Origin of the sequence: Vibrio sp. J502 (assembly GCF_025397955.1) — a bacterium.
Classification (GTDB): Bacteria; Pseudomonadota; Gammaproteobacteria; order Enterobacterales; family Vibrionaceae; genus Vibrio; species Vibrio anguillarum.
Genome location: NZ_CP104554.1, coordinates 1,430,884 through 1,457,053 on the forward strand (window position 1 = coordinate 1,430,884; position 26,170 = coordinate 1,457,053).

The window sequence follows — 26,170 nt, forward strand, 5'->3', positions numbered from 1 at the left end:
TGTTTTGATCACGTTTTCTCTTTGACGTGGCTCCGTATGCTGTTTTATTCAACAATGAGAACGCCCAAGGTGCAAGTTTGGGTATAACAAGCAAAACGCCAGCATGTTTGCTGGCGTTTCGTTGAGCTAATGACGGAATTACGCCACTTCGATTGGTCCACCGAATGACGTCACTGGTGGTACTTTACCAGTAAATTTCTCGAAATCGACAATGCAAGTATTGGCTGAAGTAGCTTGCGCCAGCTCAGATGAGCCGACATCGAGTGTGAGTGTATTTGGATCGCCATAGGTGCAAATAGCTCCCTCTTTTTCATTCAACGGGCCATACCACGCCCCCTCTTCGATACGGATCACGCCGCGCGGGTAGCCATCGCTTAAGACGGCACCAGCTAATAGCTGGCCGCGATCATTAAATACGCGAACTAAATCCCCTGCTTTAATGCCTTTTTGTTTCGCATCGATTGGGTTGATATACACGGGCTCACGGCCATTGACAGCATAGGTCGCGCGATACTCTTCTGACTCACACATTTGTGAGTGCAAACGCTTATCTGGGTGACAAGATTGTAACCAATATGGATGCTTATCTGAACCCGGACCGCCGTGCGAACGCTCGGTTTTTTCAAACCACATCGGGTGATCTTGGCAATGTTCATAGCCATAACGCCCAATCTTACGTGACGTAATCTCGATAAAGCCAGACGGTGTACCCAATGCGTTTATCTCAGGGTCTTTACGGAAATCGGCGTGCCGAACCCAAGGTTGGCCTTCACCAAAATCCAGTACGCTCTGCTGCCAAAACTGTTCAAATTCTGGTAAATCAAACTTACCCGCGTTGGCTTTTTTACACTCGTCATAGAGCGAACGGACCCACTCCATCTCATCCATGCCGCGTGTGAACTCTTCATGGCGGCCAAAGCGACGCGTCAATTCAGTGAAAATCTCAAAGTCAGTACGCGATTGGAACAGAGGGTCAACCAAACGGTGCATGGCAATCAAACCCTTGCCAGAATAAGAACCGTATACATCGATATCATTGCGCTCAAACTGAGTACAGGCAGGAAGAACGATGTCGGAGAAACGGCAAGTCGCCGTCCAAGCAAAATCGATCGTGACGACGGTTTGAAGCTTGCGGAACGCCTTCTTCATTCGGTTACGATCTTGGTGATGATGCCACGGGTTGTTGCCTGAAATAACCATCATTTTGTAATCAGGTAATTTTACGCTCGAACCGTTGTAGCGGATCTCTTTACCCGGTTCCAGCAAACAATCGACCCAACGGGCAACAGGAATTGTTTTACTGTAGCCGTTGTAGTTTTCGTTGTCCCATTTCGGTTTTGAACCCGTATCTAGGTTACGTGGAAAGCCGCCGGGCGAGGCAAAACCGGTTGATGGGACCCCAATACCAGAATAATGATGTCCGTAGGAGATCCCCCCGCCTGGCAGGCCAATTTGACCAACCATCGCCGCCACAACCGCACCAGCCCAGTAAGGTTGTTCGCCATGCTCTTGACGCTGAATACACCAACCAAACAGTAACTGAGTTCGGCCATTAACGAGCATACGTGCAAATTCGCGGATCTTATCGGCTGTTATGCCACAAATCTCGGCGGCCCATTCTGGCGACTTAACGATCTTATCTTTCGTTTCGCCCTGAACGTACTGAATAAAAGGTTCAAATCCTAAGCAATAGGTTTTGATGAACGCCTTGTCATACAGATCTTCGTTATACAACACATGCGCCACCGCCAACATAAATGCTACGTCGGTCTGTGGGTTAATGTACCAATGGTCACTGTTTAGGAAGCGCTGAGTTTTATTCTTGACTGGATCAACCGAAATAACGTTGATCTCTCCTTTCGCCACTTTTTCTTTCAACTGATCAAGGTAAGGAAAGGATTGGTGCGTTTCACAGTTCCAGCCAACTTGCAGGTTTTTTACCGGGTCGGTCGCCCACAAAACAATGTTGTCTGAATGCTCAAGAATTTCCGACCAAGAGGTTCCTTGGGCATACACTTCTGTCGAACCTAACACGTAAGGAAGAATGGTTTGGCCTGCACCTGTTGAGTAATCGCCCACTTTGGTGATGAAGTTACCGTGCATACCTACAGCGCGTTGCATCATCGCTGTGCAGTTGTGAAATGAACCCGTTTGGTTCCAACCCGTTTGTCCTGCATGCAGCGCCCAAGGGCCGTACTCTTTTTGTACGCGCTCAAGTTCACGATAAAACAGATCCAACGCTTCATCCCAAGTGACGCGGATAAAACGGTTGTTGCCACGTGTTTCGCCGCTGTATTTATGTTTTTTGAGCCAATCAAGGCGAACCATTGGGTAACGCACTCGTGATGGGCTATAGATAATACCTTTGATTCCGTTGAGCATATCAGTGGGGTGCGTGTCTGACTCTAGCGGCTTGACCGATTGTACTTTTCCGCCATACACATGTGCGCGAAATGCGCCCCAATGAGAGCCTGATACTTTCCAACTGCCTGTGGTTTCTGCCGCGTTAGCCGATGTCGAGACCAATAAACTTGGCCCAATAACCGACGCCGCACTGGTGGTTGCTACACCTTTAAGAAAACTTCTTCGTGTAATCGCCATATTTAAAACTCCGTTTGACGTGGATTAATGGTGACCTTCAGCAAAATCTGAAGAGTGTTTTTGTAGGTACTTCAAGACTAACGCTTCGCTGTCTGTGTCGAAGTTGACGAATGCCATCATGCCGTTAAACATGCCAGGCCAAGTGTTCGCATCAAAATGCGCTTCATCCGGTTGGCTATGACAGACAGAGCAGTTCGTTTTATAGGCCTCACCCGCTTTTTCCCAAATAGGATCCACGCTATCGAGCATGGCTTGTTTTTTCATCCACACTTTCGCGTTTACTTTTTCCCAAGGTAGACCGGTAAGATCATCGACACGTTTTTCACCAACAGTGACGATTGCATCATTTTGTGCCGCTTCTTTCATCAAGGAGCCCACAGCGATGTTCATACCAAAATCTTCTTGGATCACACGACCAAAACCTTTTGCTTTACGCCAACCATCAATTTCGATTTGAATCATCTCTCCTTTCTCATCCAATACCGTGACTGCCGATGCTGGGTTCAGAAGGCCGGCTTCGACTTTGGCTTGCGCATCTTCATAAATAGGTAAGAAGCGAACGCTCACCACTTGCTTGCCGACCGAGTAATCGGTTTTAGATGCCAATTGCTCTAGCTCGCCAATCAGTCCACCTGAGCTATCCATATTTTTAGGCAGGTTGTGGGCGATCCCTTTATGGCAATCTAGGCAACTTTGATCTTTTTCCGCTGCTTGTTTCATCTGAATACGCGCGGTTGCCGACATCTGTTCGAAATCCATCGAATCGTAATTGTGGCAATTTTTACATTCCAATGAGTTGTTGGCTGAAAAGCGCTCCCACTCATGCTTGGCCAATTCAATACGGCGCTCTTCGAATTTTTCAGGGGTACCTAAATCACCAAAAACTTGCGCAAATACCTCCTTAGAGGCTTGCATCTTACGCGCAATTTTAGCGGTCCATTCGTGTGGTACGTGGCAGTCTGGGCAAGTGGCACGTACGCCTGAATGGTTTTTCCAGTGCACGGTTTCTTGCAGCTCAACATAAACGTTGTCGCGCATTGTGTGGCAGCTGATACAGAATGCTTCTGTGTTGGTGGCTTCCAGTGCAGTATTAAAACCGCCCCAGAAAATCACACCGGCGATAAAACCGCCCATCGTGAGCACACCAAGGCTGATGTGCACGGCTGGACGAGTCATAGTGCGCCAAATTTTGACTAACAATGATTTCATGATTCGCTCTCTTAAATTTTCGATCAAAAGGATTACGGGTGAACCGTGGAATTAACCGTGCGCACCAGGAGGACCAAAGAGGAACACTTGCAGCATCCAAACAATAAATCCATAACCGCCGACAAAGGCGATACTTAAGATCGGAAAGAGAACCACTGTGATTAAGAGGAAAGACTTCCACTCAAGCGAACGTTTCTCATTACTCTCTATTTTATTAACATCACTCATACATTTGCCTGTTTTGTATTTCAGTCATTTTGAGCAGCTCGACGACAGAGCTCAGCTTATTACCATTTCTGATACGAAATGTTAGACCATACTCTTTGTAGGGTTCAATCGATTCCTACCTTATATAGCAAGGAATCCACTACTTTTTTGAGCTCACACGGAGTTGTGTTTGATTAAGAATTTATGTATAAAAATGTGAGTAGTTGTGTCAATTTAATTTCTTTTCATAAACGTTAAACAAGAAACAAAAAAGAAACAAAATGAATTGCAAGATAGGATTGAGGTGCGAATTTCTTCCCGCAAAACACTCAAATGGCAACCGAAGTGTAACGCTATTGTTAATAAGATGAGGAATGGTTAGATGTCGATCACCGCTCAGGAATCGGTGTTATATTCGCCCCACTTCAGTGCATAATGCACTGCCCACTGCTGGGTTTTTGTGCACTTCTTGATAGAATTGATCTTACACACTGGCTTTAAAACAGCTTATCCACAGAAAATGTGGATAAGCTGTTTTAAAGGTATAAATAGTGAACAAACACTAGCAGAAGCAGTCAACACCACCTAAGGCGATGGTTTAGAGATGACAACAAAAAGCGGCCCTTAAAGCCGCTTCTAAAATCATTTATTCAATAAGGAGTTATTCGTGAGATCCATCTCGAAGGTAAATTAACCAGTACCAAATGCCAACAAAAACACCCCCACCGATGATATTGCCAATCGTCACGGGTAATAGGTTATTGATCAAAAAACCCATTAAGTTAAGGTCTGCGTAGTCGGCAATATTGGCACCCGTCATCTGCCAAAACTCAGCGGGTGCAAAATATTTGATACCAATTGCCATCGGAACTTGGAACATATTAGCGATGCAGTGCTCAAAACCCGCGGCGACAAACATGGCGACAGGTAAAATCATCACCATAATTTTGTCAGTCAAGGTACGACCACTGAAAGTCATCCAGACCGCCACGCACACCAACACGTTACACATAATGCCAAGCGCTACTGCCTGCATAAACTCGTGATGCAATTTATGCTGAGAAATGGCCATCGCATTGAGGCCAACTTGGCCACCATCAAACATATATTGTTTGGAAACTAGCATACAAGCGACAAGCATCAGCGCACCAGCAAGGTTGCCAAAATAGACGATGACCCAGTTTTTAATCAACATGCTCCAAGAAATTTTGCCACTCGCACGTGCAACCAAAGTCAGCACTGAACTAGTGAATAACTCACCACCGGTGACCACCACCAGAATAAGACCTAAGCTAAACGCAAAGCCGCCGATAAAACGACTCAGACCCCAAGCCATATCGCCCGTTCCTGTCGTCACTGTAGTGTAAAAAACGAAAGCAATACCGATATGAATGCCAGCAGAAATGGCAAGAAGGAAAGACTTCATCGGATCTTTCGTCGCTTTTCCAACGCCAGTTTCTGCGGCGCGCTCTGCCATTTGCGGTGGCAATAGAGAATCAAATTGGTTTAAGTTCATGGCAAGTAACATTTTGAAACAAGTTATATAAGGCGCGGATAATCGCTCCATTCCTATGACAATTCAAGAGCTATTTTCTATGTTTACAAAAAATGTGTTTAGCGTGATGAAAATCATAAAAATTTATTGATAGCCCATATCCAGCGTCTATAGATAGCCACTCTCTTGCAAACCAATGATGAATATAACTGTGTGAAATATCCCCAATTTGGTTGCAGATAACATTTCTTACAACAACTGATTGCAGCCAACAGCGCTGCCATCTATGGTGACAAAAAATCATTCACTATATAGGTGTCGAGATGAAATTTACTCAACAAAATATCGCCGAGCTCAATCTACTCCTCCAATTTGATTTAAGCAGCGCTGCGACTGGCATTAAAGTCCGTAATGATGCGTCTGACGACATGCAATCCGCCGTTCAACGTCTTTACGAAAAAGGTCTGTGTACATTACCTGATGGTGGCTATTTGACGGATGAAGGTATCGAAGTGGCCGAGCATGCAGAGCGCGTGCTGCGCGTTTTGAACTCTTAATCTAGCCTGCAAAGGCAGCCATGACTCTGCTGGCTGCCTTGTCCCCTTTAAAAACCGCCCTTCTTTATTTGGCCATTCGCTCAATCCAACGTTGATAGGGCTGAATTCGATCATATCCCCAGTTAAACAGTGTGGTGTAGATAAAGAAAAAGGTCAGAAACCCAGCTTCCAAAATCAATGCATCCCACATCGATACGTCTAAAACCCAAGCGATCACCGGAATAGAAATAAAGACGAGCCCACCTTCAAAACCGGTCGTGTGTAACAAGCGTAAGCTAACCGTACGCGCTAATCGGTTGGTACCAAACACTCGGTCGAACAAAACGTTGTATAGATAGTTCCACGCTACGGCAAATAGGCTCAAACCAATACCTATCATGGCTAAATCCCCCGTTCCCTGCCCTGTCACCAATGCGGAGATTGGAATAATTAACGCTAATGCGGTCACTTCAAACGTTATGGCATGGAAAAGGCGCTCTTTCATCGACAGCTCTCTCATTGACATCATTTTTCTCCTCTTTATTCTTCGTCTGAGGTGTTGAATGGGCTCATTTTCATCTATATTGAAGATACCAAAAAGTTAGATAGTATCGGTAAATGAGATATGTTGAGTATTGATCAGTTGCAAGCCTTCACCGCAACCGTTGAGAGTGGCTCTTTCTCCGGCGCGGCAAGACAGTTGGGCAAAGTTCAATCAGCTGTTAGCCAACACATCATCAATTTAGAAATTGATTGCGGCGTAGAACTGTTTGATCGCTCCGGCCGTTATCCACGATTAACCGCGCAAGGCGAGCGACTTCTACCGTATGCGCAAGCGACGTTGCAGCAACATCAACGCTTAGCGCAACAAGCACAACTGCTTGCTTCATCACCCAATCAACAGCTTTCGCTCGCGATGGATGAAGGGATCCCGTTACAAGGGTTAACCCATTTATTCAAACAGTTAGCCACACAGTTTCCACACATTGAAATTGAATGTTTAAGTGCATCAAGTACCGATGTGATTGAGATGGTGGAACAAGGTCGCGCTAGCTGTGGGATCATCTTCAGTGAATTGGCCTTACCGAATAACCTTGATTTTGAAAATGTCGGTTCAATCCGTTTTGATGTTTATGTGGCCGCAGAGCATGAATTGGCTCAGCATCAAGCGCCCCATATCGATATGCTAAGATTGCATCGCCAACTCGTTATCCGCTCACGCAGCCATAAAACCAGCAGTTTCCATCAAGCCTTTAGCCCCGAGATATGGTACGCCGATAACTACTATCTATTATTAGAGATGGCGTTAAGCGGTTTAGGATGGTGTTTGCTGCCAAGCTATTTAGCCGAAAGTGAACAAGCGATGGGGAAATTAGTACGTGTCCCTGTTGAGTTTGAACAGCTGGCTTGGTATACCAACATTGATGTCATTCAGCACCAACGCATGAGCGCCGATCCTATCCATAAAATGGTCAGGCAGTTGTTGCGCCAGCTTAGTCCACTCATCGATGCCTGATCGGCATACAATCAATACAGGATGTACATTTTATGAGCACCATTACCCTCATTGGCGCAGGTTGGCTAGGCCTTCCTCTAGCGCAAGCTCTTACCGAAAACCACCAAGTCTACACCAGCCGCACCCAAACGGCAGGAATGCTTGAGTTAACGCAACATGGCATCACAGGCTTTGTATGCGATCTTTCTCTGCGCGACCAAAGCTTATCGCAGCACTTTATTGCTCAAAAAAGTGAGATTGTGATAGGCAGCTTTCCACCCGGTTTTCGCAAGGGAAGAGGGCAAGAGTATGCGCAGCAGTGGCAATATTTAGTCGCACAAGCAAAGCTGGCTAATGTGCGTAAAATCGTCATGGTCAGCTCAACCAGCGTCTATCCTGACATTGCACAACCAATGAGTGAACAGGATGCCTCCTTGTCACTGGCGCAAAGTGACTCAAACTTCAGTGAAGGAGCACGAATCATGTTACAAGCCGAACAACACGTTATCGATTCAGGGCTAGATTATGTCATTGTACGCTGTAGTGGCTTGATCGGACCAAACCGTCATCCCTCACGATTTGCAGCGCGTTTGGCGCAAGTCAGCCAGCTTGCACCAGCTAATATGTTGCATCAAAAAGACGCCATTGGTGCACTGATTTTTGCCAGCGAAAAACTCTCCAAACAGGTCGTTAACGCCACCACACCACAAACCGTGAGTAAAGCTGAGTTTTATCAAGCCGCGTTGGCGGCCGCCGAGCTAGACTCACCATTGCCGCCAATTGTCGATATTGCAGACAAACGCATCTTAAGCGACAAGCTGAGCCAATTGGGCTATCAATTTCATTATTCACACACGTTAGAGGCACTGGCACTGAATGAGTAAACATCTCTACCAACACATTGAAACCTTGTGGCAGTACATGCAGATGAAGCATGAGCTCGTCGCGGCCGATATCATTATGGTGTTTTGCAGCAATGATTTGCGCGTGGCTGAGTATGCTGCACATTTGTACCAACAAAATCTGGCTCCCTACCTTCTTTTCTCTGGCGGACAAGGGCGTTTTACTGAGGGTAAATTTGCTAAAAGCGAAGCAGAAACCTTTGCTGACATAGCCAAAGATTGTGGCGTCCCAACCCACGCGATTTTACTGGAAAAAGAGGCGACTCACTCTGGAGAAAATGTACGATTTAGTCACCATCTATTGGCAGAAAAATCGATCACTGCGCAACGTATTATTGTGGTTCAAAAACCCTTCATGGAACGTCGTGCCTACGCCACATTTGTTAAGCAGTGGCCCGCCCCATTTGAGTCATTGATGGTGACCTCTGGCGGAGAGACATTTTTCGATTATCTTGATGAGGATTTCACCGTTGATGTTGTACTGAGTGCGCTATTAGACGATTTTGTGCGAGTCCGCGACTACCCAGCACAAGGATTTCAGATTGAGCAACCGATCCCAGACGATGTGACACTTGCTTACCAAGTTCTGAGTCAATTTGAGTGGTAACACAAGTTGTGGGCATACAAAGTTGTGGGGCATACAAAATAGATAGGGAGGCTTAAACCCTGTCTCTTATACACAAATCCCCAAGCCTCTGCTTGGGGATTTTTTTTGAACTAATTTTATGTTTCATGATCTGATCATCTAAGCAATAATAAGGATGATTAGAATGACTTATATAGAACCAACCCTCTGGGCACAAAAGCAATTTGGTCAAGCTCACCTCAATGACCCAAGACGTACTCAAAGACTCGTTGCCCTAGCTGCCTCTCTGGCCGAGCAACCTGGCGTACCGGTCTCGAAACTCATCATCTCCCCTGCAGATATGGAAGGGGCTTATCGCTTTATCCGTAATGAGCAAATCAAAGCAGAAGATATCGCTGAAGCGGGCTTTCATGTCACAGCGCAAGAGGCTTTAGAACAACAAACACTTCTTGCATTAGAAGATACGACTTCTCTAAGTTACTCCCATCGCAGCATACAAGATGAACTTGGGCACTCCAATCAAGGCAATCGAAATCGAGCTATGTTCATACACTCGACCTTACTTTTTGCTCCCGAAACTCAAGTGGTTGTTGGCTTAATTGAACAACAACGCTGGACTCGAGATATTGAAAAGCGTGGACAAGGACACCAGTACGCCACTCGACCATACAAAGAGAAAGAAAGCTATAAATGGGAGCAAGCTTCTCGCCATGTCGCAGAGCGACTTGGCGATAAAATCTCAGATGTTATTTCTGTGTGCGATAGAGAAGCCGACCTATTTGAATACCTCACTTACAAGCAAGAGCAACAACAGCGATTCCTCGTTCGCTCAATGCAAAGTCGCTGTATAAAAGAGCATGATAATCGTCTTTATGACTACGCTTCCAAGCTGCAACCAGCAGGAGAAAGAGTGCTCGACATACCGCAAAAAGGCGGCCGTAAAGCTCGCACGGTTCACCTAGACATCAAATATGCCCCCGTGACACTCAAATCTCCCGCGAAGAAAAAAGAGTTCAATAACATTTCGCTTTACTACGTGGGATGCATAGAGCAAGGAGAGAGTAACGATAAGCTCGCATGGCACTTACTGACCTCAGAGCCAGTAACGAGCAGGGAAGAGGCACTTAAAATTGTCAGTTATTATGAGCTGCGTTGGCTAATTGAAGATTTTCATAAAGTCTGGAAAAGTGAAGGCACTCAAGTCGAGCAATTGAGAATGCAAAGCAAAGATAACTTAGAAAGGCTCAGCGTTATTCTGGCTTTTATCGCGACTCGGTTGCTCCAGTTGAGATTTATGAATGAATCAGATGAGTTATCTAAGAGAAGTTGTGAGCCGATATTAAAAGGCAAAGCATGGAAGCTAATGTGGCTAAAGCTAGAAAGAAAAGGGCTACCGAAGGAAGCTCCGGACATATCATGGGCTTACAGAGGTATTGCTCGATTAGGGGGTTGGAAGAATACAAAGCGAACGGGTCGTGCTCCTATAAAGACATTATGGCAAGGATGGTTTAGGTTACAAACCATCCTTGAAGGGTATGAACTGGCTAAGTCTCTTGATTCACCAGACTTGTGATCAAGAGACAGGGCTTAAACCTCCCTATCGAATAATTTGTTCAAGGCGCAGAAGTAATGAATTTACTTACCCAAGGCTTCTTTATAGTGCTGACGACATACCGACACGTATTTATCGTTACCACCAATAGAGACTTGATCACCTTCGGCAATCGCCACTCCATGTTCATCGGTGCGAATGACCATGTTCGCTTTACGACCACAATGACAAATTGTTTTCAATTCCACCAGCTTATCGGCCCAAGAAAGTAGATATTTACTCCCTTCAAATAGCTCACCTAAGAAATCGGTACGCAAGCCATAGCACAGTACCGGAATGCCGATTTTATCGACCACTTCAGTCAATTGATAGACTTGATCTTTGGTTAAGAATTGGCACTCATCAACCAAAATGCAGTGACGCTTTTGTTGCTCGTGCAGTGCGTTGATCTCATCATACAAATTCGTTTCAGCGGTAAAAAGCTGGGCGTCTGATTCCAATCCTATTCTTGAACTTACTTTACCAACACCATAGCGGTCGTCGATGGCAGCGGTATAGATCACGGGCGTCATACCACGCTCTTGGTAGTTGAAAGAAGATTGTAGAAGAGTGGTTGATTTACCTGCATTCATCGCAGAGTAATAGAAATACATTTGAGCCAAAAGAGAGATTCCTGTCACTAAGTCAATTGGCGAGAGAACAAGGTTCACTCAAATAAAAAAGGATAACCCTACGCGGGGGCAAAAAAGAGGGTGACTTTCGCCACCCTGTTACCGTTGCGTTTATTGCGCTTTTTCTTTTGCGACCGTCACCGCAATCGCCAACTCTTCGAGCGACGCTGGGTTAGCCAGACTCGGTGCATCCGTTAGCAAACAAGCGGCTGCGGTTGTTTTAGGGAAAGCGATCACGTCGCGAATATTTTCCGTACCACACAACAGCATCACCAAACGGTCAAGACCGAATGCAAGACCTGCGTGTGGTGGTGTACCAAATTTCAGCGCATCCAATAGGAAGCCAAATTTCAGTTGTTGCTCTTGCGCATCGATACCTAAAATATCAAACACCACAGATTGCATTTCAGCATTGTGAATACGCACCGAGCCACCGCCCACTTCATAGCCGTTTAATACCATGTCGTAAGCATTTGAATTTGCAACCGCGGGGTTGGCTTGCAGCTCTTGCGCGGTTAAGTTAAGTGGTGCGGTAAATGGGTGATGCATAGCATGCAAGTTACCTTCGTCATCTTCCTCAAACATTGGGAAATCAACAACCCATAGTGGAGCCCATGAATTTTCATTGGTGATCGCCAGATCTTTACCCAATTTCAAACGCAGCGCACCCAATGCTTCAGTCACCACTTTTATTTTATCGGCACCAAACAAAATGATGTCGCCAGACTCAGCGTGAGTACGCGCCAAAATGCCTTCCACAATGTCAGCCGAAAGGAATTTCGCGACCGGAGATTGAACACCCTCTAAGCCAGCAGCGCGGTCATTGACTTTCATCCACGCCAAACCTTTCGCGCCATAAATACCAACAAACTCAGCGTAGCTATCAATTTGCTTACGAGTTAATGCCGCGCCACCCGGTACACGAATAACCGCAACGCGTCCTTTAGCATCATTAGCTGGGCCAGAGAAAACATTGAAATCCACATCTTTTACAAGGTCTGCAACATCAACCAATTCCAGTGGGTTACGCAGATCCGGCTTGTCGCTACCATAGCGACGCATCGCTTCGCTGTATGGCATCACAGGGAAATCGCCTAGATCAACGTTTAGTAGTTCTAGCCACATGTTGCGAACCATTTTTTCGGTCACTTCACGCACTTGGTCGGCCGTCATAAATGACGTTTCAATATCGATTTGAGTAAATTCTGGTTGACGGTCAGCACGTAAATCTTCATCACGAAAACATTTTACGATTTGATAGTAACGGTCAAAACCTGACATCATCAGCAACTGTTTAAACAGTTGTGGCGATTGAGGAAGTGCATAGAAACTGCCTTTGTGCACACGACTTGGCACTAAGTAATCACGCGCCCCTTCCGGCGTTGCTTTCGTCAAAACTGGCGTTTCAATATCGAGGAAACCGTGTTCGTCAAGGAAGCGGCGTACAAAGCTAGACGCTTTAGCGCGCAGCTTAATACGATCACTCATTTCTGGACGGCGTAGATCTAAGTAACGATATTTTAGACGTTGCTCTTCTGAGTTCTTTTGGTTGAAATCCAGTGGCAAAACATCACTGCGGTTGATAATCGAAATCCCACTCGCGAGAATTTCCACTTCGCCAGTCGCCATCTCTTTATTGATTTGACTTTCTGGACGCGCGCGTACTTCACCAGTTAGCTTAATGCAGAATTCATTACGCAGTTGGTTAGCTACTGCAAATACATCCGCCATATCTGGATCAACCACCACCTGAACGATGCCTTCACGATCTCGCATATCAATAAAGATAAGACCGCCTAAATCACGACGGCGATTAACCCAGCCGCACAACTCCACAGTTTGTCCTGCGAGGGACTTGTTCAGGTGACCACAATAATGGCTACGCATAATGAATTTCCCAATCTCTAATTAGTTATCAATTCTAAGCCGCTCAGCGTCATTATCTGAGCAGCGCAAAGTTCCATTTATACGCTGAAAGATGTGCAAAATCGACCTTCCAGAATACAATTTGTTGTGTTTTATCAAGGGTTGCTGCTTTTTAAATCAATAATCAACCAAAATAGCAACACCGCTGAGAAATTGCGGCTGATTATAGCGTTAAAATACCAAAATCATCAAAACTCTCGTAGAGTATTTATTTTTAGTAATGGATAAAAGGTCAGTATGATGAATTTACCACTACGACTCGGCCTTACCATGTGGTCACACGCGGGCTGGCAAAGTACGTTTTACGGCGCGGGAACGCCTGCTGCGCAGCGTCTTGAAAAGTATGCGAGGGTTTTTCATACCGTAGAAGGCAACACTACTTTCTATGCGTCACCTTCCATGAACACAGTACAGAACTGGCGCGCCGCCACTCATGATGATTTTCGGTTTACGTTCAAACTGCCCAAAGCTATTACCCACGAACATAAGCTCACTGGCTGCCAAGATCAGTTAAAAGATTTTATGATGCTCATGGAGCCTCTGCACTCTCGTGTTGGATTATGGACCATCCAACTGCCAGCTACTTTTGGCCCACAGCACTTAGAACAGTTGAAAAAATTCTGCGCCTATTTTCCCGCAGGTTTTCCACTGAGTGTTGAAGTGCGGCACCTTGAGTTTTTTGCTAAGGGAGAAGCTGAAAAAGCGCTTAATCAATGGTTAGTTGAATCGTCGGTTGACCGAATCATTATGGATAGTCGTCCTATCTTTTCGGCCAAACCGACGACCGACGTCATCATTGATGCTCAGAAAAAGAAACCTAAAGTCCCTGTTCACGCCATTGCCACGGCACAAACGCCGATGATCCGTTTTATCGGCCACCCAGAATTAGAGGCCAATTATCCCTTTTTTGAAGCGTGGATGACCAAACTGCCACATTGGATCGACCAAGGAAAACAACCTTATCTTATGGTCCACACACCAGACAATATTGAAGCCCCATTATTAGCCGCTGAGCTATACCAACAGCTGCAACAACGACTCACATTACCTACATTGACAACATTTCCAGCCCAAGATGACCAACACCAAATCACCCTATTTTGATGATCGCGTGCGAGGTTAATGACACGCGCACACTTTTCTCTTAGAATGTGCGCCTTTTTTAAGGTAGTGCAGCCGTCGGCACTACTTGTTGCGCGCCGCTATGAGGTACACCATGAGCCATCATAAAGACATCATCTTTTCTGCCCCAATCGATAAGATTGGTGATTTCACCTTTGATGAACGAGTTGCTGAAGTCTTCCCTGATATGATTCAGCGCTCTGTGCCGGGGTACAGCAATATTATCTCTGCAATCGGCATGTTAGCTGAGCGCTTTGTTAAGCCACACTCTACCATTTACGATTTGGGTTGCTCTTTAGGCGCGGCTACGCTTTCGATGCGTCGTCATATTCGCCAAGAAGGTTGTAAAATTGTAGCGGTTGATAATTCGCCTGCTATGGTTGAGCGTTGTAAACTGCACATTAACGCCTATCGTTCGGATACGCCTGTCGAGGTAATTGAAGCCGACATCCGTGAGATTGAAATTCATGATGCCTCAGTAGTGGTGCTCAATTTTACGCTGCAATTTCTATCGCCAGAAGATAGGCTAGCACTGCTTGAAAAAATCTACGTGGGTCTTCGCCCCGGTGGCATACTGATTTTATCTGAAAAGTACATTTTTGAAGATGAAACGGCGCATGATCTGCTAATTGACCTTCATCATGATTTCAAGCGAGCCAATGGTTACAGCGAATTAGAAATCAGTCAAAAACGCAGTGCGATTGAAAATGTGATGCGCCCAGACTCCATCACAACACATAAAGCTCGCTTTAAACACATTGGCTTTTCAAGTTATGAAGTGTGGTTCCAGTGTTTCAACTTTGGCTCGATGTTCGCTATCAAATAATAGAATGACATTTTAGCTCTTTTCCCTAGAAGGGCCAAAACCTGACCAGCCATTTATCTAGGATCTTTTTACCTAATCTAGGAATACGCTTTGCATGTTTAACTTTGCCAATTTTTATCAACTGATCGCTCAAGATACCCGTCTTCAACCTTGGCTAAACGTTTTGCCACAGCAGTTGACGGACTGGCAAAATGCAGAGCATGGCGACTTTGACCGCTGGGTTCGTGCGTTAAATAAAATCCCCTCGGGTACACCTGAGCTGATCGAGCTCAAACAGTCAGTCACTCTCTCAAATAGCACACCGCTGACGTTAGGCGAACAGAAGAAATTAGAAAGTTTGCTTAAAACTTTTCATCCTTGGCGCAAAGGCCCTTATCACTTACATGGTATCCATATCGACACTGAGTGGCGATCCGATTGGAAATGGGACCGCGTATTGCCCCACATTTCACCGCTGAAAGACCGTTCCGTGCTGGATGTCGGCTGTGGTAATGGTTATCACATGTGGCGTATGCTTGGCGAAGGTGCTCGCCTGTGTGTGGGTATCGACCCTTCGCACCTGTTTTTAGTGCAGTTTGAAGCGGTGCGTAAACTATTGGGTGATGACCAACGTGCTCATCTTCTACCACTAGGCATTGAACAATTACCCGAATTGAATGCCTTTGACACTGTATTTAGCATGGGTGTCCTATACCATCGCCGCTCACCGCTAGATCATCTGATCCAATTGAAAAATCAGTTGGTCACAGGGGGCGAATTGATTCTTGAGACGTTGGTGATTGAAGGCGACGAAAATGCGGTGTTGGTCCCTGTCGACCGCTACGCACAAATGCGTAACGTCTACTTTTTCCCTTCCGCCAAAGCGCTCAAAGTGTGGCTTGAGAAATGTGGTTTTGGTGACGTGCGTATCGTTGATGAAAACGTCACCTCTGTTGATGAACAACGAACAACTCAATGGATGACGCACAACTCATTGCCCGACTATCTTGACCCAAACGACCCAAGCAAAACCGTAGAAGGGTATCCCGCACCACGACGCGCTATTTTGGTAGCAAAAAAACTATAATTGACACAGTTTTAACGCTTGACTATGCGTATAATACTACCCTTGTCAAAGGATGCCGTACGCATCCTTTTTTATCAGCTAAATTTTGTTAGCTAAACTTCGGTTTATCCGTATTCATTACAAACACATAAGGTCGCAAATGTTTAAGTCTGTAGCCCCCGTCATTGCCATTGCCTTACTGTCAGGTTGCACTCTAACCAATGGTGAACAATACCACCAAGCTACCCTCGCAGCGATTCAAACTGCCGAATCAAACCTCAGCAACACAATGACCAACCTTGAGCTTCAGCTAAGTAACCAGAATGATTACATTGAAAGCCTTGAAAACCAAATATCAAAGCTCGATCAAAAACTGACCAAACTTAAGCAGACCACGACCAATAACCAACAAAAACGTGTAGAAGCAACCAGTAATGATGATGTGATAATTCCAGTCGCTACAACCTCTATTCAAAAATCACGCTATGACGTCATTTTAGGTGAAGTCGAAAAAGTCACGATTGATTCGATCAAACAAACCTTTGATGCTCGAGTTGATACAGGGGCCGCCACCTCTTCACTCAATGCGATTGATATTGAAGAGTTTGAACGTAATGGGAAAAACTGGGTGCGCTTTCATCTTTCCGATGGAGATAGAGCAACAGACGAAAGTAACTGGATTGAATCACCCATTATTCGCTACGTTAAAATTCGCCAATCGACCAATGAAGAAATGGAACGCAGAGCCGTTGTTGAGCTGTGGGTAAAATTAGGCAGTATTCACGAAAAAGCACAGTTCACCTTAGCTGATCGCTCTCAAATGAGCCATGCTATTCTTCTAGGCCGCGAGTTTATTCGTGATATCGCGTTAGTCGATGTCAGTCGCAAGTACATCCAAACCGAAACTAAATAGTAGCAAGGACATTTATGACGTCACGAGTTCCATTTTATCTATCCGTTTTATTGCTGATAGTGGCAGGAATTACACTGAGTGTAGTTCGCCACCAAACTTACGGGGTGCCATGGACACCTGGAGAAACTCGCCAAATTTGGGATATTGAAGCACGCGTCGAATTCAATGCGTTAGGTAAAGAAGCCAAAGTCTCTTTAGCCGCACCTCATACTCAAGATGGGTATACCTTAATCAATGAATCGTCATCGTCGCCGGGTTATGGCGTCGCTTACGTTACGACTGACACAGGCAAACGTGTTGAATGGTCAATCCGCAAAGCAACTGGCCCACAAACTATTTACTATAAAAGCCAATTTTTAGTTGATCCCCAAGCGAAAGCAACACCTATCCCGCCTGTGGGCGATGTAGTTCAACCGACCTTTAACGGTCCAGAAGAAGCCGCAGCTATCGCATTAATTGAGCAAGCGAACCAACGCTCTGCGGATAACATTACTTTTACCCGCGAACTGATTAAAAATCTCAATGACACCGACAGCCAAAACGCCTCTTTACTACTCAATAAAATGAGCAAAGTAGACGCCACACAAAAACTGCTGTCATACTCTCAAATTCCCAATAAAGTCGTTGGTGTTATTCAGCTCGAAGATGGTCGCCGCCGTCAAACGATTCAACACATGAACGAAATATGGAATGGCGATCAGTGGGTGCTTTTTAACCCTGAAACGGGCACGCAGCCCAACCACCCTAACCTACTGGTTTGGGATGAATCCAACGTTTCACTGCTGGATGTCACGGGTGGACAAAATAGCCAAGTTCACTTCACTATGCTGTCTCAAGATGTTTCACCTCAAACGGCAACCAATAATAAAATTGAGGCCGACAAACTCTTAAACTTCTCTATTCACAGTTTACCGCTTGAAGAGCAAGCGATGTTCAAGACCATTATGTTGATCCCTATCGGCGCATTAATTGTGGTGTTCTTACGGGTGATTATTGGGCTAAAAACCTCAGGTACTTTCATGCCGGTACTGATCGCCGTAGCCTTTGTTCAAACTCAATTACTGACTGGTATCGTGGGCTTTCTGCTTATCGTCGGAACGGGTTTAATCATTCGTAGCTATTTATCGAAATTAAACCTGCTGCTGGTGGCACGAATATCGGCGGTGATCATCACTGTAATACTCATTATCTCTGTCTTCACGGTTGTTGCCTTTAAGATCGGCCTCACCGAAGGGTTATCCATTACTTTCTTCCCGATGATCATTCTATCTTGGACCATCGAACGTATGTCGATTCTGTGGGAAGAAGAAGGAGCAAAAGAGGTGATTTTACAAGGTGGCGGCTCACTGTTTACCTCAGTATTGATCTACTTAGGTATGACTAACTCTTATGTGCAACACCTAACCTTTAATTTTATTGGCTTACAGCTGATCGTATTAGCTGCCATTCTGCTATTGGGAACCTATACGGGCTACCGTTTAACTGAACTTCGCCGCTTTAAACCGTTAGCCGAGGAGTAAAGATGTTTTCATTATCCGAATACACTTCTCCATTTAAGCTACGCCGTAAAGGCATTATGGGCATGAACAAGCGTAACCATAGCTACATTGGTCGCTATAACGATCGCTCAAAATACCCATTGGTTGATGATAAGTTACAAACCAAATTGATTGCGCAACGTGCGGGTTGTACTGTGCCAAAACTGATTGGTGTGATCAGTAATCAAGCGGATGTGAAGTCGATCCATGCCATGGTTAAAGAGTGGCCAGGCTTTGTGATAAAGCCTGCGCGCGGAAGCGGTGGTAAAGGCATTTTAGTGATTATGTCGCACAAGGATGGTGTGTACACTAAACCTTCTGGTGCGACCATCAACCAGCAAGATGTTGAGCGCCATATTAGTAATGCCTTGGCAGGACTATTTTCACTAGGCGGTAAAAATGATGTGGCTGTGGTTGAAAACCTGATTAAATTTGACGATTGTTTCGAAGGCTTTAGCTATGAAGGTGTGCCTGATGTACGCATTATTGTCTTCAAGGGCTACCCCGTCATGGCGATGATGCGCCTTTCGACTTCGGCTTCTGATGGTAAAGCCAACTTACACCAAGGCGCTGTTGGTGTAGGTCTTGATATTGCCACAGGAAAAGCCGTACGAGCCGTGCAGTTTAATTTACCCATCACTGAGCACCCAGATACCGGCAAAGATCTCTCAACGTTGCAAGTACCACATTGGAAAAAGCTACTCACCTTAGCCTCTAGTGCTTGGGAAATGACCGGCCTTGGTTATATGGGAACCGACATGGTACTGGATAAAGAAGAAGGACCAATGGTACTTGAGCTTAACGCTCGCCCTGGACTTGCTATCCAGATAGCCAATGGCGCAGGGCTGCTGCCACGTTTGCAGCATATCGAAAGTTTAGGATCGCAACTTATCTACCCTAGCCCAGAAGAACGTGTCGCTTATGCCGCTAAGCAATTCGGCTCTGGTGAGTTAAGTGAGTAACTCTCACCAAATTTAATCACTAAAAAGCCCAATCTCTATCAGGAGTATTGGGCTTTTTTATTAGCGATGGAGGCGATGCTTACAGCATTTCGGCCATCTGCTGTGCTTCTGATTTTGGTTTTTCAGTTTGACCAAAACCCCGTAGACCGACCACATGAACGTGTTCGTGATCTTTAAACACTTTGCGCACTAATTTATAAGTCGTGCCTTTCTCAGGGCTAATGTTCTCTGGCGCAGCAATTAAAAGTTGCATATCCAGACGCTCGCACAGTTCAAACAAGGTTGAAATGGATTTGGCATCCAAACGCGCCGCTTCATCTAAAAACAGTAAACGACATGGAACGATGTCTTTGCTGCGTAGACGACGAGATTCCTCTTCCCAGCTTTGAATCACCATCAATAAAATAGATTGCCCGGTACCAATCGCTTCACCAGTCGATAATGCGCCAGATTCCGCTTGCAACCAGCCATCAGATCCGCGATTTACTTCAACACTCAGCTCTAAGTAGTTGCGGTAATCCAATAGCTCTTCACCCAATACTTGCGGTGAACGTTGCCCCATATCGATATGCGGGTTAACACGCTGGAACAATTTCGCCATCGCTTCGGAGAAGGTATAACGAGTACTCTCAAACAGATCTTTATGCTGACTCTGTTTTTCAGATAATCCCGCGAGTAGGATTTCATGGCTCTCGCGTACTTTCACGTTAAGGCGAACGCCTTTCACCTGACCAAAGTTAATGTTAGACAAACCTTGGTTGAGCATCCGAATACGATTTTGCTCACGTTGAATGGTTTTTTTGATGATGCTGGCCACCGATTCAGAGCTGATCGCTAAACGGTTTTCACGTTGAGTCAACTCTTCAGTTAAACGCGCAAGCTCCACTTCCATCTCTTCAATCGCTTCAACAGGATCATCAGTGCGAATGATGTCTTGGCGAATACGCTCACGCAGATGTTGATACACGGCGATGTAGAACAAAACTTTGCGTTCTGGATGTGCGTTATCTTCCGACAAACGCAGTGCATCGCGTAGGTCGTCATTGCTTGCGACTGCTAAACGCAGCGCGCCCAACGATTTATCCGACATGGAACGCAGTTCATCGGCCGATAGATACGCCAGCTCACGTTTATGCAAGCGGCGCTCAACATCGTGATCACGCGCCAAACGTAATACAGAGCACCACCCTGCTTTTGCATTCACCACAAATGTGCGCAGATCTTGATAATCTTTCTGCACCTTTTTCAACCGTTTAACTAATGCTTTCATTTCAAGATCAGTTGCGGTTAGTGTACGTTCATACTCGCTCTTACGGGTACGTGAGGCATGCAGACGCTGTTGCAATTCATCACGACGACGTTCAGCACGCTCTTGCGCACCTTCATCGGCATGCACACCAAACTCTTGTAGCTCCTGCTTGAACTCTTGAACCGTTTCCAACTTAGCTTGATGCGAGCTTTTTAAGGCCGCTAACACTTGGTTATATTGGTTCATTTGACTTTGAGCCTGTTTGAGCTCATCACGAGTACGAGTACGGGCGCTTTCTGCCTCGGCCAATTTGTTTTTGAGCTGCTCACTTAGCTCGCTGCTTTTACTGAGCAGATCAACCGAATCGGAATAACTAAAATAGTGGCGGCGTTCAATCACGTCTGAGAGTGCAAAGATCTGCACTTTCAATGTCTGAAGAGCTTGATCCGCTTGCTGATATTGTGCGGTGAGTGCATCAAATTGCTGCGGGTCAACCTCAAGCGCTGAAGCAAGCTGCTCTAACTCCGCGATGGCTTTACCGTGCGAGCTTAAAAACGCTTTCGCTTCCGCCAGTTGATTAATGTTCAGCTCAGCTTCATCGAAACGTGCTTGCAATGCCTCATCTTCAATGAGCAACATGTTAGGAGCCAGCTTATCGAGCATCGTTAACGCGTGTTTGCTCAGCTGTAACTGGTTGCGCTGCTGCTGTTCTTTTGCGTCCAATTCAGCCAATACACGGACCAGTTGATTGCGTTGCTCACGTGCCGCTTGCAACGCTTGTTCTGGATCCGCTTCAAAAGCGACTTGGATGTGTGAAGCAACAAACTGGTTAAAGCTGTGGTATAGACGTTGCAGTTTTTGTGAATCAAACGCCGCTTTCGCGTGCTCTTCCACCACTTCTTCGCGCTCGTTACGCAGTAACTCTAAACGCTGTTCGCGCGCGGCGCGGCCAAAGAGTGGGATCTCAGGTAAACGAGAATAACGCATTTGGCGGTTATTGAGCTGAACACATACCGCTCCTTCCAATTCGTCAGCATTGAACGAGCTATCATCAAAGGCATCGACATCACCTTCAATGATGTACAGATCTTCTGGGCAGTCATCAAGCTCGACCAGCTTCTCTTTGATGCCAGATAAATCCGAAACCACAATCGCATGGCGAGCCGGGCCGTACATGGCACTGAAATAAGGTGCATCGTCAATCGTGATGTCATCGTAAATTTCAGACAGTAAAACGCCACCTAAGCTATCCGCTAATCCTTTCAAGCGAGGATCATTTGAACCACCAGGAGACGCCAAGCGCTCGATTTCGTTTTCAAGCTGCGCGCGACGTTCTGCCAGCTTATCTTTAGCGATTGATTGTGCTTTTTCTTGCTCAAGCACTTGCTGCATCTGCGCCATCACAGCTTGGCTATTTTCTAATGTTGCACCACTTTGTTCACGTAAAGTATGCAATGCATCATTGGCAGCAATCCAAGTCGGAGCGATCGATTCCAGTCGTTGAATTTCAGCCTGTTTATCTTGTTCGGTACGGCGCTGCTCACTGCGCTGTTCACGCAGCACTTCTTGTTCATATTCCAGCGATTCAATCAGAGCGGCGTGGCGCTCGCGCTCTTGCTCTAGTGTTAGCTCATCGTGCAAGTCAATATGGTGTTGCTTTTGGTATTCAACCACGGACTGACGCGCCACTTGCTGCTGATTTAAGCGACGTTCCAGATCTCGCTGCTGTGCATACCACTGTGCTTCATTTTGGCTGATTTGCTGGGCGTTACGCGCTTGCTGCATGATGGCTTTTGCATGCTGAGCCGCATCGTGACGAGGCACTTCACCCACCACACTGCGCACCAATTTCAGTGCCTGCTCAAACTGTTCGACCGCGGCCGAAGACATGTCCAATTTATGCTTTAACGCTAATAAGGTGGTGGTGTTAGCGTCTTGCTGATGCTTGAGATCAGAAACCTGCGCTTGGGCACGTTCTGGTGTTAACTGATCATCATTTAGCAACTGTTTGGCTTTATCGAGCGCCTGTACGGCTTGTTGATATTGCAATGCTCGCGTTTGTTGAACATCTAATGCTTGTTGGTAATCGGCCAATTGACTCTTTAAGCTATCGACCTCATCTTCAGAGATAATCGCTTGCTCTTCAGCCATCATGACGCGCTCTTGCGCCTCTTCCACCACCATCATCTGCTCTTCAAGGCGAATAGTGAGCTCTTGCAAATCCTCTTGATAGCGTTCAATTTTCTCTTGCTGACGCAGTGCGTTTTGCACCAGTTGCAAGTGATCAGAAGCGGCTTGGTGATCTTGCTCTAAGGTAGATTCTTGCTCTAACAGCAGTTCAAGCTCTTCTTGAACTTGATTGAGTAATCGATTTTGCTCAATCAATGTATGGCGAGAGCCGAATAACTCGTTACGCAACGCGAGCGTTTGCTCTAGCTTATTGTGGCGATCGTTGGCGTGACGCATGTAATCAGCGGCCACGTAATTTGTCGATTCGGTAATCAGGTGCTTGAAGAGATCACGATCCGCTTGCGTGGTTTTGATCGCTTCTAACGTCATGCGGTTTTCACGTAACGCCGATTCCATATCTTGGAATGCTTTCTTCACACCACCATTTTGTGGCAACAGATAATCACGCAACGAGCGAGTAATGGCACTGGAAATACCGCCGTATAAAGAAGCCTCAATCAAGCGATAGAATTTTGAACGGTCACTACTGTTACGCAGTTTTTTTGGCACCACGCCAAATTCAAACATCTGCGCGTGATAATCGACAATGGAGCTAAACGCTTTAAAATGCGCCCCTTCAATTTTCGCGACAATCTCTTTCACTTCATTGAGTTGACGCACGCGCGCGTGGTTGTCTGAGACGTTTTCAATCAGCACATCGGTTGGTTTAACATGGCTTGGCAAGCCTTGAATCACAAACGGTTTGATATCCACTTTTTTATCGCGCCCCGCCACCTGTTGTAGCTTAACGCCAAACAGTAAACGCTGTTTGCGTGAATTCACTACATCCAACGCGGCGTAACATGCGCCCGCTTGCAGTTTACCGTATAAGCCTTTATCGCGAGACGCTTGTGAGCTGCCCGCTTCGGTGGTGTTTCTAAAATGGAGCAAACTTTGATCTGGGATCAAGGTGGTGATAAATGCCGCCATGGTGGTCGATTTGCCCGCACCGTTACCGCCTGACAAGGTGGTAACTAATCCATCAATATCAAAAGTACGAGCAAAAAAGCCGTTCCAATTGATCATGGTTAGCGATTGATATTTACCTCTCTCAATCATGCTTCACCTTCCCATTCTGTTTGCTCGTTAACATTTTGTTCTTCAATCTCGTCTTCGTTATCCAGCAAGCTGCCTTGATTCGGCTCTTGGGCGTGGACAACCGCTTCACCATCGCGAATCAAACGCAGTTGTGCTTCACGCATGTCGTCACCAATACGCACATCGGCACCAAAACGAAATACGGCTTCGCTAATGCGGAATTTATTGGTATCACCTAAATGGATGATCATCCCCAAACGACGTAAACGACGCAGTGAGGTACGCACTTTTTCAAACAGCTTTTCTTTGTCTAAGTCTGAACCGCTGGCTCGGTTGGTGACGAGCTTCATCAGTTTTTTTTCATCGGCCAGAGACAGTAGCTCTTCGTACAATTCTTGATTAGTAAAGATGCCTTCGTGCGCAAGGCGTTCAGGACTCAAATAAAGAAAACAGAGCACTTTGCCGACCAGCATATCCAACTCAGACAGCACGCTACGATTGATTAAAGCAGTAGAGCGAGGACGCAGGTAAAAAAAGCCTTCCGGCGCTTTGACTAATTCGGTGTTATAGCGTTGGTAAAACAGCGCTAAATCGGGCTCAAAATCCAATAAAAAGGTGTGATTATCCAAATCATCACTAGAAACATGACGCCCAGCTCGAAGCTGGCTATCTAGCGCAGGAAATAAAGGATTTGAAATCGCTTTAGCCAGATTTTCTGGCATGTATTCATTAATATCTGTCGATGACATTTGCTTGTACCTTTGCACCAAAATCGTTGATCGCTTGCCAGTCAGGTTGGATGGCTTGGTAATCTTGCTCTGAGTAGCCAAGCCTCACCGCTTGATCAACAATAATTCGGGCTAAATCAAAATGATGTGTATGGGGATGAGTGGCGAGGTAGTCTCTCAGTACTCGTCCTAAATCAATTGGCATCCCTTGATCTTTATGACCTTTGAGCATGCTGCCGATACGCAAGGAGAGCTCATCATTGACTTGCTGGAACTCTTCGTACTCCACTTCTGGAGGCACTTGCCCCATCACCTCATCATCTCTTAACACGAGAGCTTCATCACGCAGGTCGGTTAAACGCTCAGCATCGGCATAAGTGAGATACCAAGGCGCGTCAAAATAGTCGCTGAGTGATTGACGTAAACGCTGGCTAAACGCTCGGTTTTGGTCCATATCAATGGCGGTACGAATGAATTTATGGACATGGCGGTCGTAGCCAATCCAGAGATCGATCGCCTGTTGTCCCCAACTGGTGATGCGATCAAGTTTCATCTGTAATCCAAACAGGATTTCTTCAATAAATTCGAGTTCGGCTTCGCCATAAACCAATTCTTGAATATCCAAAATTTGCGTTTGCAGCTCATCCCCCGCCGCTTGTAAAGTGTCTTGCAGTTCACGCAGCGTTGAAGAGGTTTCAGACAATAACGATTCACAGTTGTTGATCGCTTCACGCCAATCTTTATTCAGCAATTCTGCGATTTGCAGTTTGACCGATTGCTGCTGCTCGTCCATCACACGTTGGTTTAAATCGATACGATCAAAAATTTCCCCTACCGAGTATTTTAATACGCCGTAGACGTTCTTTTTCCAATGCCCGGGAGTACCACCTTTATTCGCAGCTTCAATCGCCTTGGTCATTTCATCGGCGACCATAGAAAGCTGAATTGAGAGCTTCAGCTTGGAAAACTCTCTATGGCGGACGTAGTAGTCCGTAATGCCAATAGCCAACGGTGACAAACGGTAAATGCTAACGCCATCAGTCATCTCGCTGGTGAAGCGGCTCATTAAGCGCTGTTTTACCAACTCATTGATCGCATTATTGGCACGAAACGCGGAGGCTTCACCGGTTTCTTCAAATAAGCGAGTTACGATGGCAAACGCATCGTGTAACTCACCTTCACCTAATTCTTCATCAAACCTTTCGTTACTCAATACTGCGATGGCAATAAGGAACGCCAGTCGTTCTGTCGTCAGGTTCAATGAGAAATCATGCTGCTTTACCCAACCAACCAATTCATCAATAGGTTGCTGTGCAGCGTTCTGAGTCATCTCACTCATT

Annotated in this window: 21 protein-coding genes; 11 read left to right on the forward strand and 10 right to left on the reverse strand. The window is 45.9% G+C overall.

The window, feature by feature from the left end; genetic code table 11:
* Positions 1 to 138: 138 nt before the first annotated feature.
* From torA to focA, 4 genes are all read right to left on the reverse strand, one after another.
* Entirely contained in the window at positions 139 to 2,601 is a 2,463-nt protein-coding gene (gene torA, locus N5E84_RS06700) for a trimethylamine-N-oxide reductase TorA (protein WP_019282182.1), read from the reverse strand.
* A gap of 24 nt (positions 2,602 to 2,625) precedes the next feature.
* Positions 2,626 to 3,810, reverse strand: a complete 1,185-nt coding sequence (torC, locus tag N5E84_RS06705) for a pentaheme c-type cytochrome TorC (RefSeq protein ID WP_026028567.1) — start codon at positions 3,808 to 3,810, stop codon at positions 2,626 to 2,628.
* 51 nt (positions 3,811 to 3,861) lie between these two features.
* Positions 3,862 to 4,038, reverse strand: coding sequence for a trimethylamine N-oxide reductase system protein TorE (torE, locus tag N5E84_RS06710; RefSeq protein ID WP_010318622.1), 177 nt, complete (start codon positions 4,036 to 4,038; stop codon positions 3,862 to 3,864).
* A gap of 640 nt (positions 4,039 to 4,678) precedes the next feature.
* A complete protein-coding gene (gene focA / locus N5E84_RS06715) occupies positions 4,679 to 5,533 on the reverse strand; it encodes a formate transporter FocA (RefSeq protein ID WP_026028023.1) in 855 nt (284 codons plus the stop codon).
* Between the two features lie 302 nt (positions 5,534 to 5,835).
* On the opposite strand from focA, the gene N5E84_RS06720 reads away from it, so the two are divergent.
* Positions 5,836 to 6,069 (forward strand): TIGR02647 family protein, encoded by a 234-nt coding sequence (locus N5E84_RS06720; protein ID WP_010318620.1) that lies wholly within the window; start codon positions 5,836 to 5,838, stop codon positions 6,067 to 6,069.
* 64 nt (positions 6,070 to 6,133) lie between these two features.
* Here N5E84_RS06720 and N5E84_RS06725 read toward each other — a convergent pair whose 3' ends face one another.
* Positions 6,134 to 6,577, reverse strand: a complete 444-nt coding sequence (locus N5E84_RS06725; RefSeq protein ID WP_013857051.1) for a PACE efflux transporter — start codon at positions 6,575 to 6,577, stop codon at positions 6,134 to 6,136.
* Positions 6,578 to 6,673: 96 nt separating this feature from the next.
* On the opposite strand from N5E84_RS06725, the gene N5E84_RS06730 reads away from it, so the two are divergent.
* The 4 genes from N5E84_RS06730 to N5E84_RS06745 all read left to right on the forward strand — a co-directional run bounded on the left by N5E84_RS06730 (position 6,674) and on the right by N5E84_RS06745 (position 10,604).
* Positions 6,674 to 7,564 (forward strand): LysR family transcriptional regulator, encoded by an 891-nt coding sequence (locus N5E84_RS06730; protein WP_019282183.1) that lies wholly within the window; start codon positions 6,674 to 6,676, stop codon positions 7,562 to 7,564.
* Positions 7,565 to 7,596: 32 nt separating this feature from the next.
* Complete coding sequence (locus N5E84_RS06735; RefSeq protein WP_019282184.1) at positions 7,597 to 8,427, forward strand: NAD(P)H-binding protein; 831 nt, start codon at positions 7,597 to 7,599, stop codon at positions 8,425 to 8,427.
* On the forward strand, positions 8,420 to 9,052 hold the full coding sequence (locus tag N5E84_RS06740; protein ID WP_019282185.1) for a YdcF family protein: 633 nt from the start codon (positions 8,420 to 8,422) through the stop codon (positions 9,050 to 9,052). Before N5E84_RS06735 ends, N5E84_RS06740 begins: the two co-directional genes overlap by 8 nt.
* 163 nt (positions 9,053 to 9,215) lie before the next feature.
* Entirely contained in the window at positions 9,216 to 10,604 is a 1,389-nt protein-coding gene (locus N5E84_RS06745; protein WP_019282186.1) for an IS4-like element ISVa18 family transposase, read from the forward strand.
* A gap of 62 nt (positions 10,605 to 10,666) precedes the next feature.
* On the opposite strand, the gene N5E84_RS06750 is transcribed toward N5E84_RS06745, so the two are convergent.
* Both N5E84_RS06750 and aspS read right to left on the reverse strand, forming a co-directional pair.
* Complete coding sequence (locus tag N5E84_RS06750; protein ID WP_026028832.1) at positions 10,667 to 11,245, reverse strand: thymidine kinase; 579 nt, start codon at positions 11,243 to 11,245, stop codon at positions 10,667 to 10,669.
* Between the two features lie 120 nt (positions 11,246 to 11,365).
* Entirely contained in the window at positions 11,366 to 13,141 is a 1,776-nt protein-coding gene (gene aspS / locus N5E84_RS06755) for an aspartate--tRNA ligase (protein ID WP_019282187.1), read from the reverse strand.
* 276 nt (positions 13,142 to 13,417) lie between these two features.
* Between aspS and N5E84_RS06760 the strand changes: the two genes are divergently transcribed.
* From N5E84_RS06760 to N5E84_RS06785, 6 genes are all read left to right on the forward strand, one after another.
* On the forward strand, positions 13,418 to 14,284 hold the full coding sequence (locus tag N5E84_RS06760; protein WP_069212046.1) for a DUF72 domain-containing protein: 867 nt from the start codon (positions 13,418 to 13,420) through the stop codon (positions 14,282 to 14,284).
* 100 nt (positions 14,285 to 14,384) lie between these two features.
* A complete protein-coding gene (gene cmoA, locus N5E84_RS06765; RefSeq protein WP_019282188.1) occupies positions 14,385 to 15,128 on the forward strand; it encodes a carboxy-S-adenosyl-L-methionine synthase CmoA in 744 nt (247 codons plus the stop codon).
* A gap of 94 nt (positions 15,129 to 15,222) precedes the next feature.
* Positions 15,223 to 16,194 (forward strand): tRNA 5-methoxyuridine(34)/uridine 5-oxyacetic acid(34) synthase CmoB, encoded by a 972-nt coding sequence (cmoB, locus tag N5E84_RS06770; RefSeq protein ID WP_019282189.1) that lies wholly within the window; start codon positions 15,223 to 15,225, stop codon positions 16,192 to 16,194.
* A gap of 139 nt (positions 16,195 to 16,333) precedes the next feature.
* Positions 16,334 to 17,086 (forward strand): ATP-dependent zinc protease, encoded by a 753-nt coding sequence (locus N5E84_RS06775; protein WP_029388225.1) that lies wholly within the window; start codon positions 16,334 to 16,336, stop codon positions 17,084 to 17,086.
* 14 nt (positions 17,087 to 17,100) lie between these two features.
* Positions 17,101 to 18,606, forward strand: coding sequence for an inactive transglutaminase family protein (locus N5E84_RS06780; RefSeq protein WP_019282190.1), 1,506 nt, complete (start codon positions 17,101 to 17,103; stop codon positions 18,604 to 18,606).
* A 2-nt stretch (positions 18,607 to 18,608) separates the two neighbouring features.
* Positions 18,609 to 19,586, forward strand: a complete 978-nt coding sequence (locus tag N5E84_RS06785) for an alpha-L-glutamate ligase-like protein (protein WP_019282191.1) — start codon at positions 18,609 to 18,611, stop codon at positions 19,584 to 19,586.
* A gap of 79 nt (positions 19,587 to 19,665) precedes the next feature.
* Here N5E84_RS06785 and mukB read toward each other — a convergent pair whose 3' ends face one another.
* From mukB to mukF, 3 genes are read right to left on the reverse strand one after another with little or no spacing between them, the layout of a single operon-like run.
* Positions 19,666 to 24,123 carry a chromosome partition protein MukB gene (gene mukB, locus N5E84_RS06790; RefSeq protein ID WP_019282192.1) on the reverse strand — a complete coding sequence of 1,486 codons (4,458 nt, stop codon included), beginning with the start codon at positions 24,121 to 24,123 and terminating at the stop codon, positions 19,666 to 19,668.
* Positions 24,120 to 24,851 (reverse strand): chromosome partition protein MukE, encoded by a 732-nt coding sequence (gene mukE, locus N5E84_RS06795; protein ID WP_017044662.1) that lies wholly within the window; start codon positions 24,849 to 24,851, stop codon positions 24,120 to 24,122. The genes mukB and mukE overlap by 4 nt, the downstream gene beginning before the upstream one ends.
* Positions 24,832 to 26,169: a chromosome partition protein MukF gene (gene mukF / locus N5E84_RS06800; RefSeq protein WP_019282193.1), complete on the reverse strand. Its 1,338-nt coding sequence runs from the start codon at positions 26,167 to 26,169 to the stop codon at positions 24,832 to 24,834. The genes mukE and mukF overlap by 20 nt, the downstream gene beginning before the upstream one ends.
* Position 26,170 lies beyond the last annotated feature (1 nt).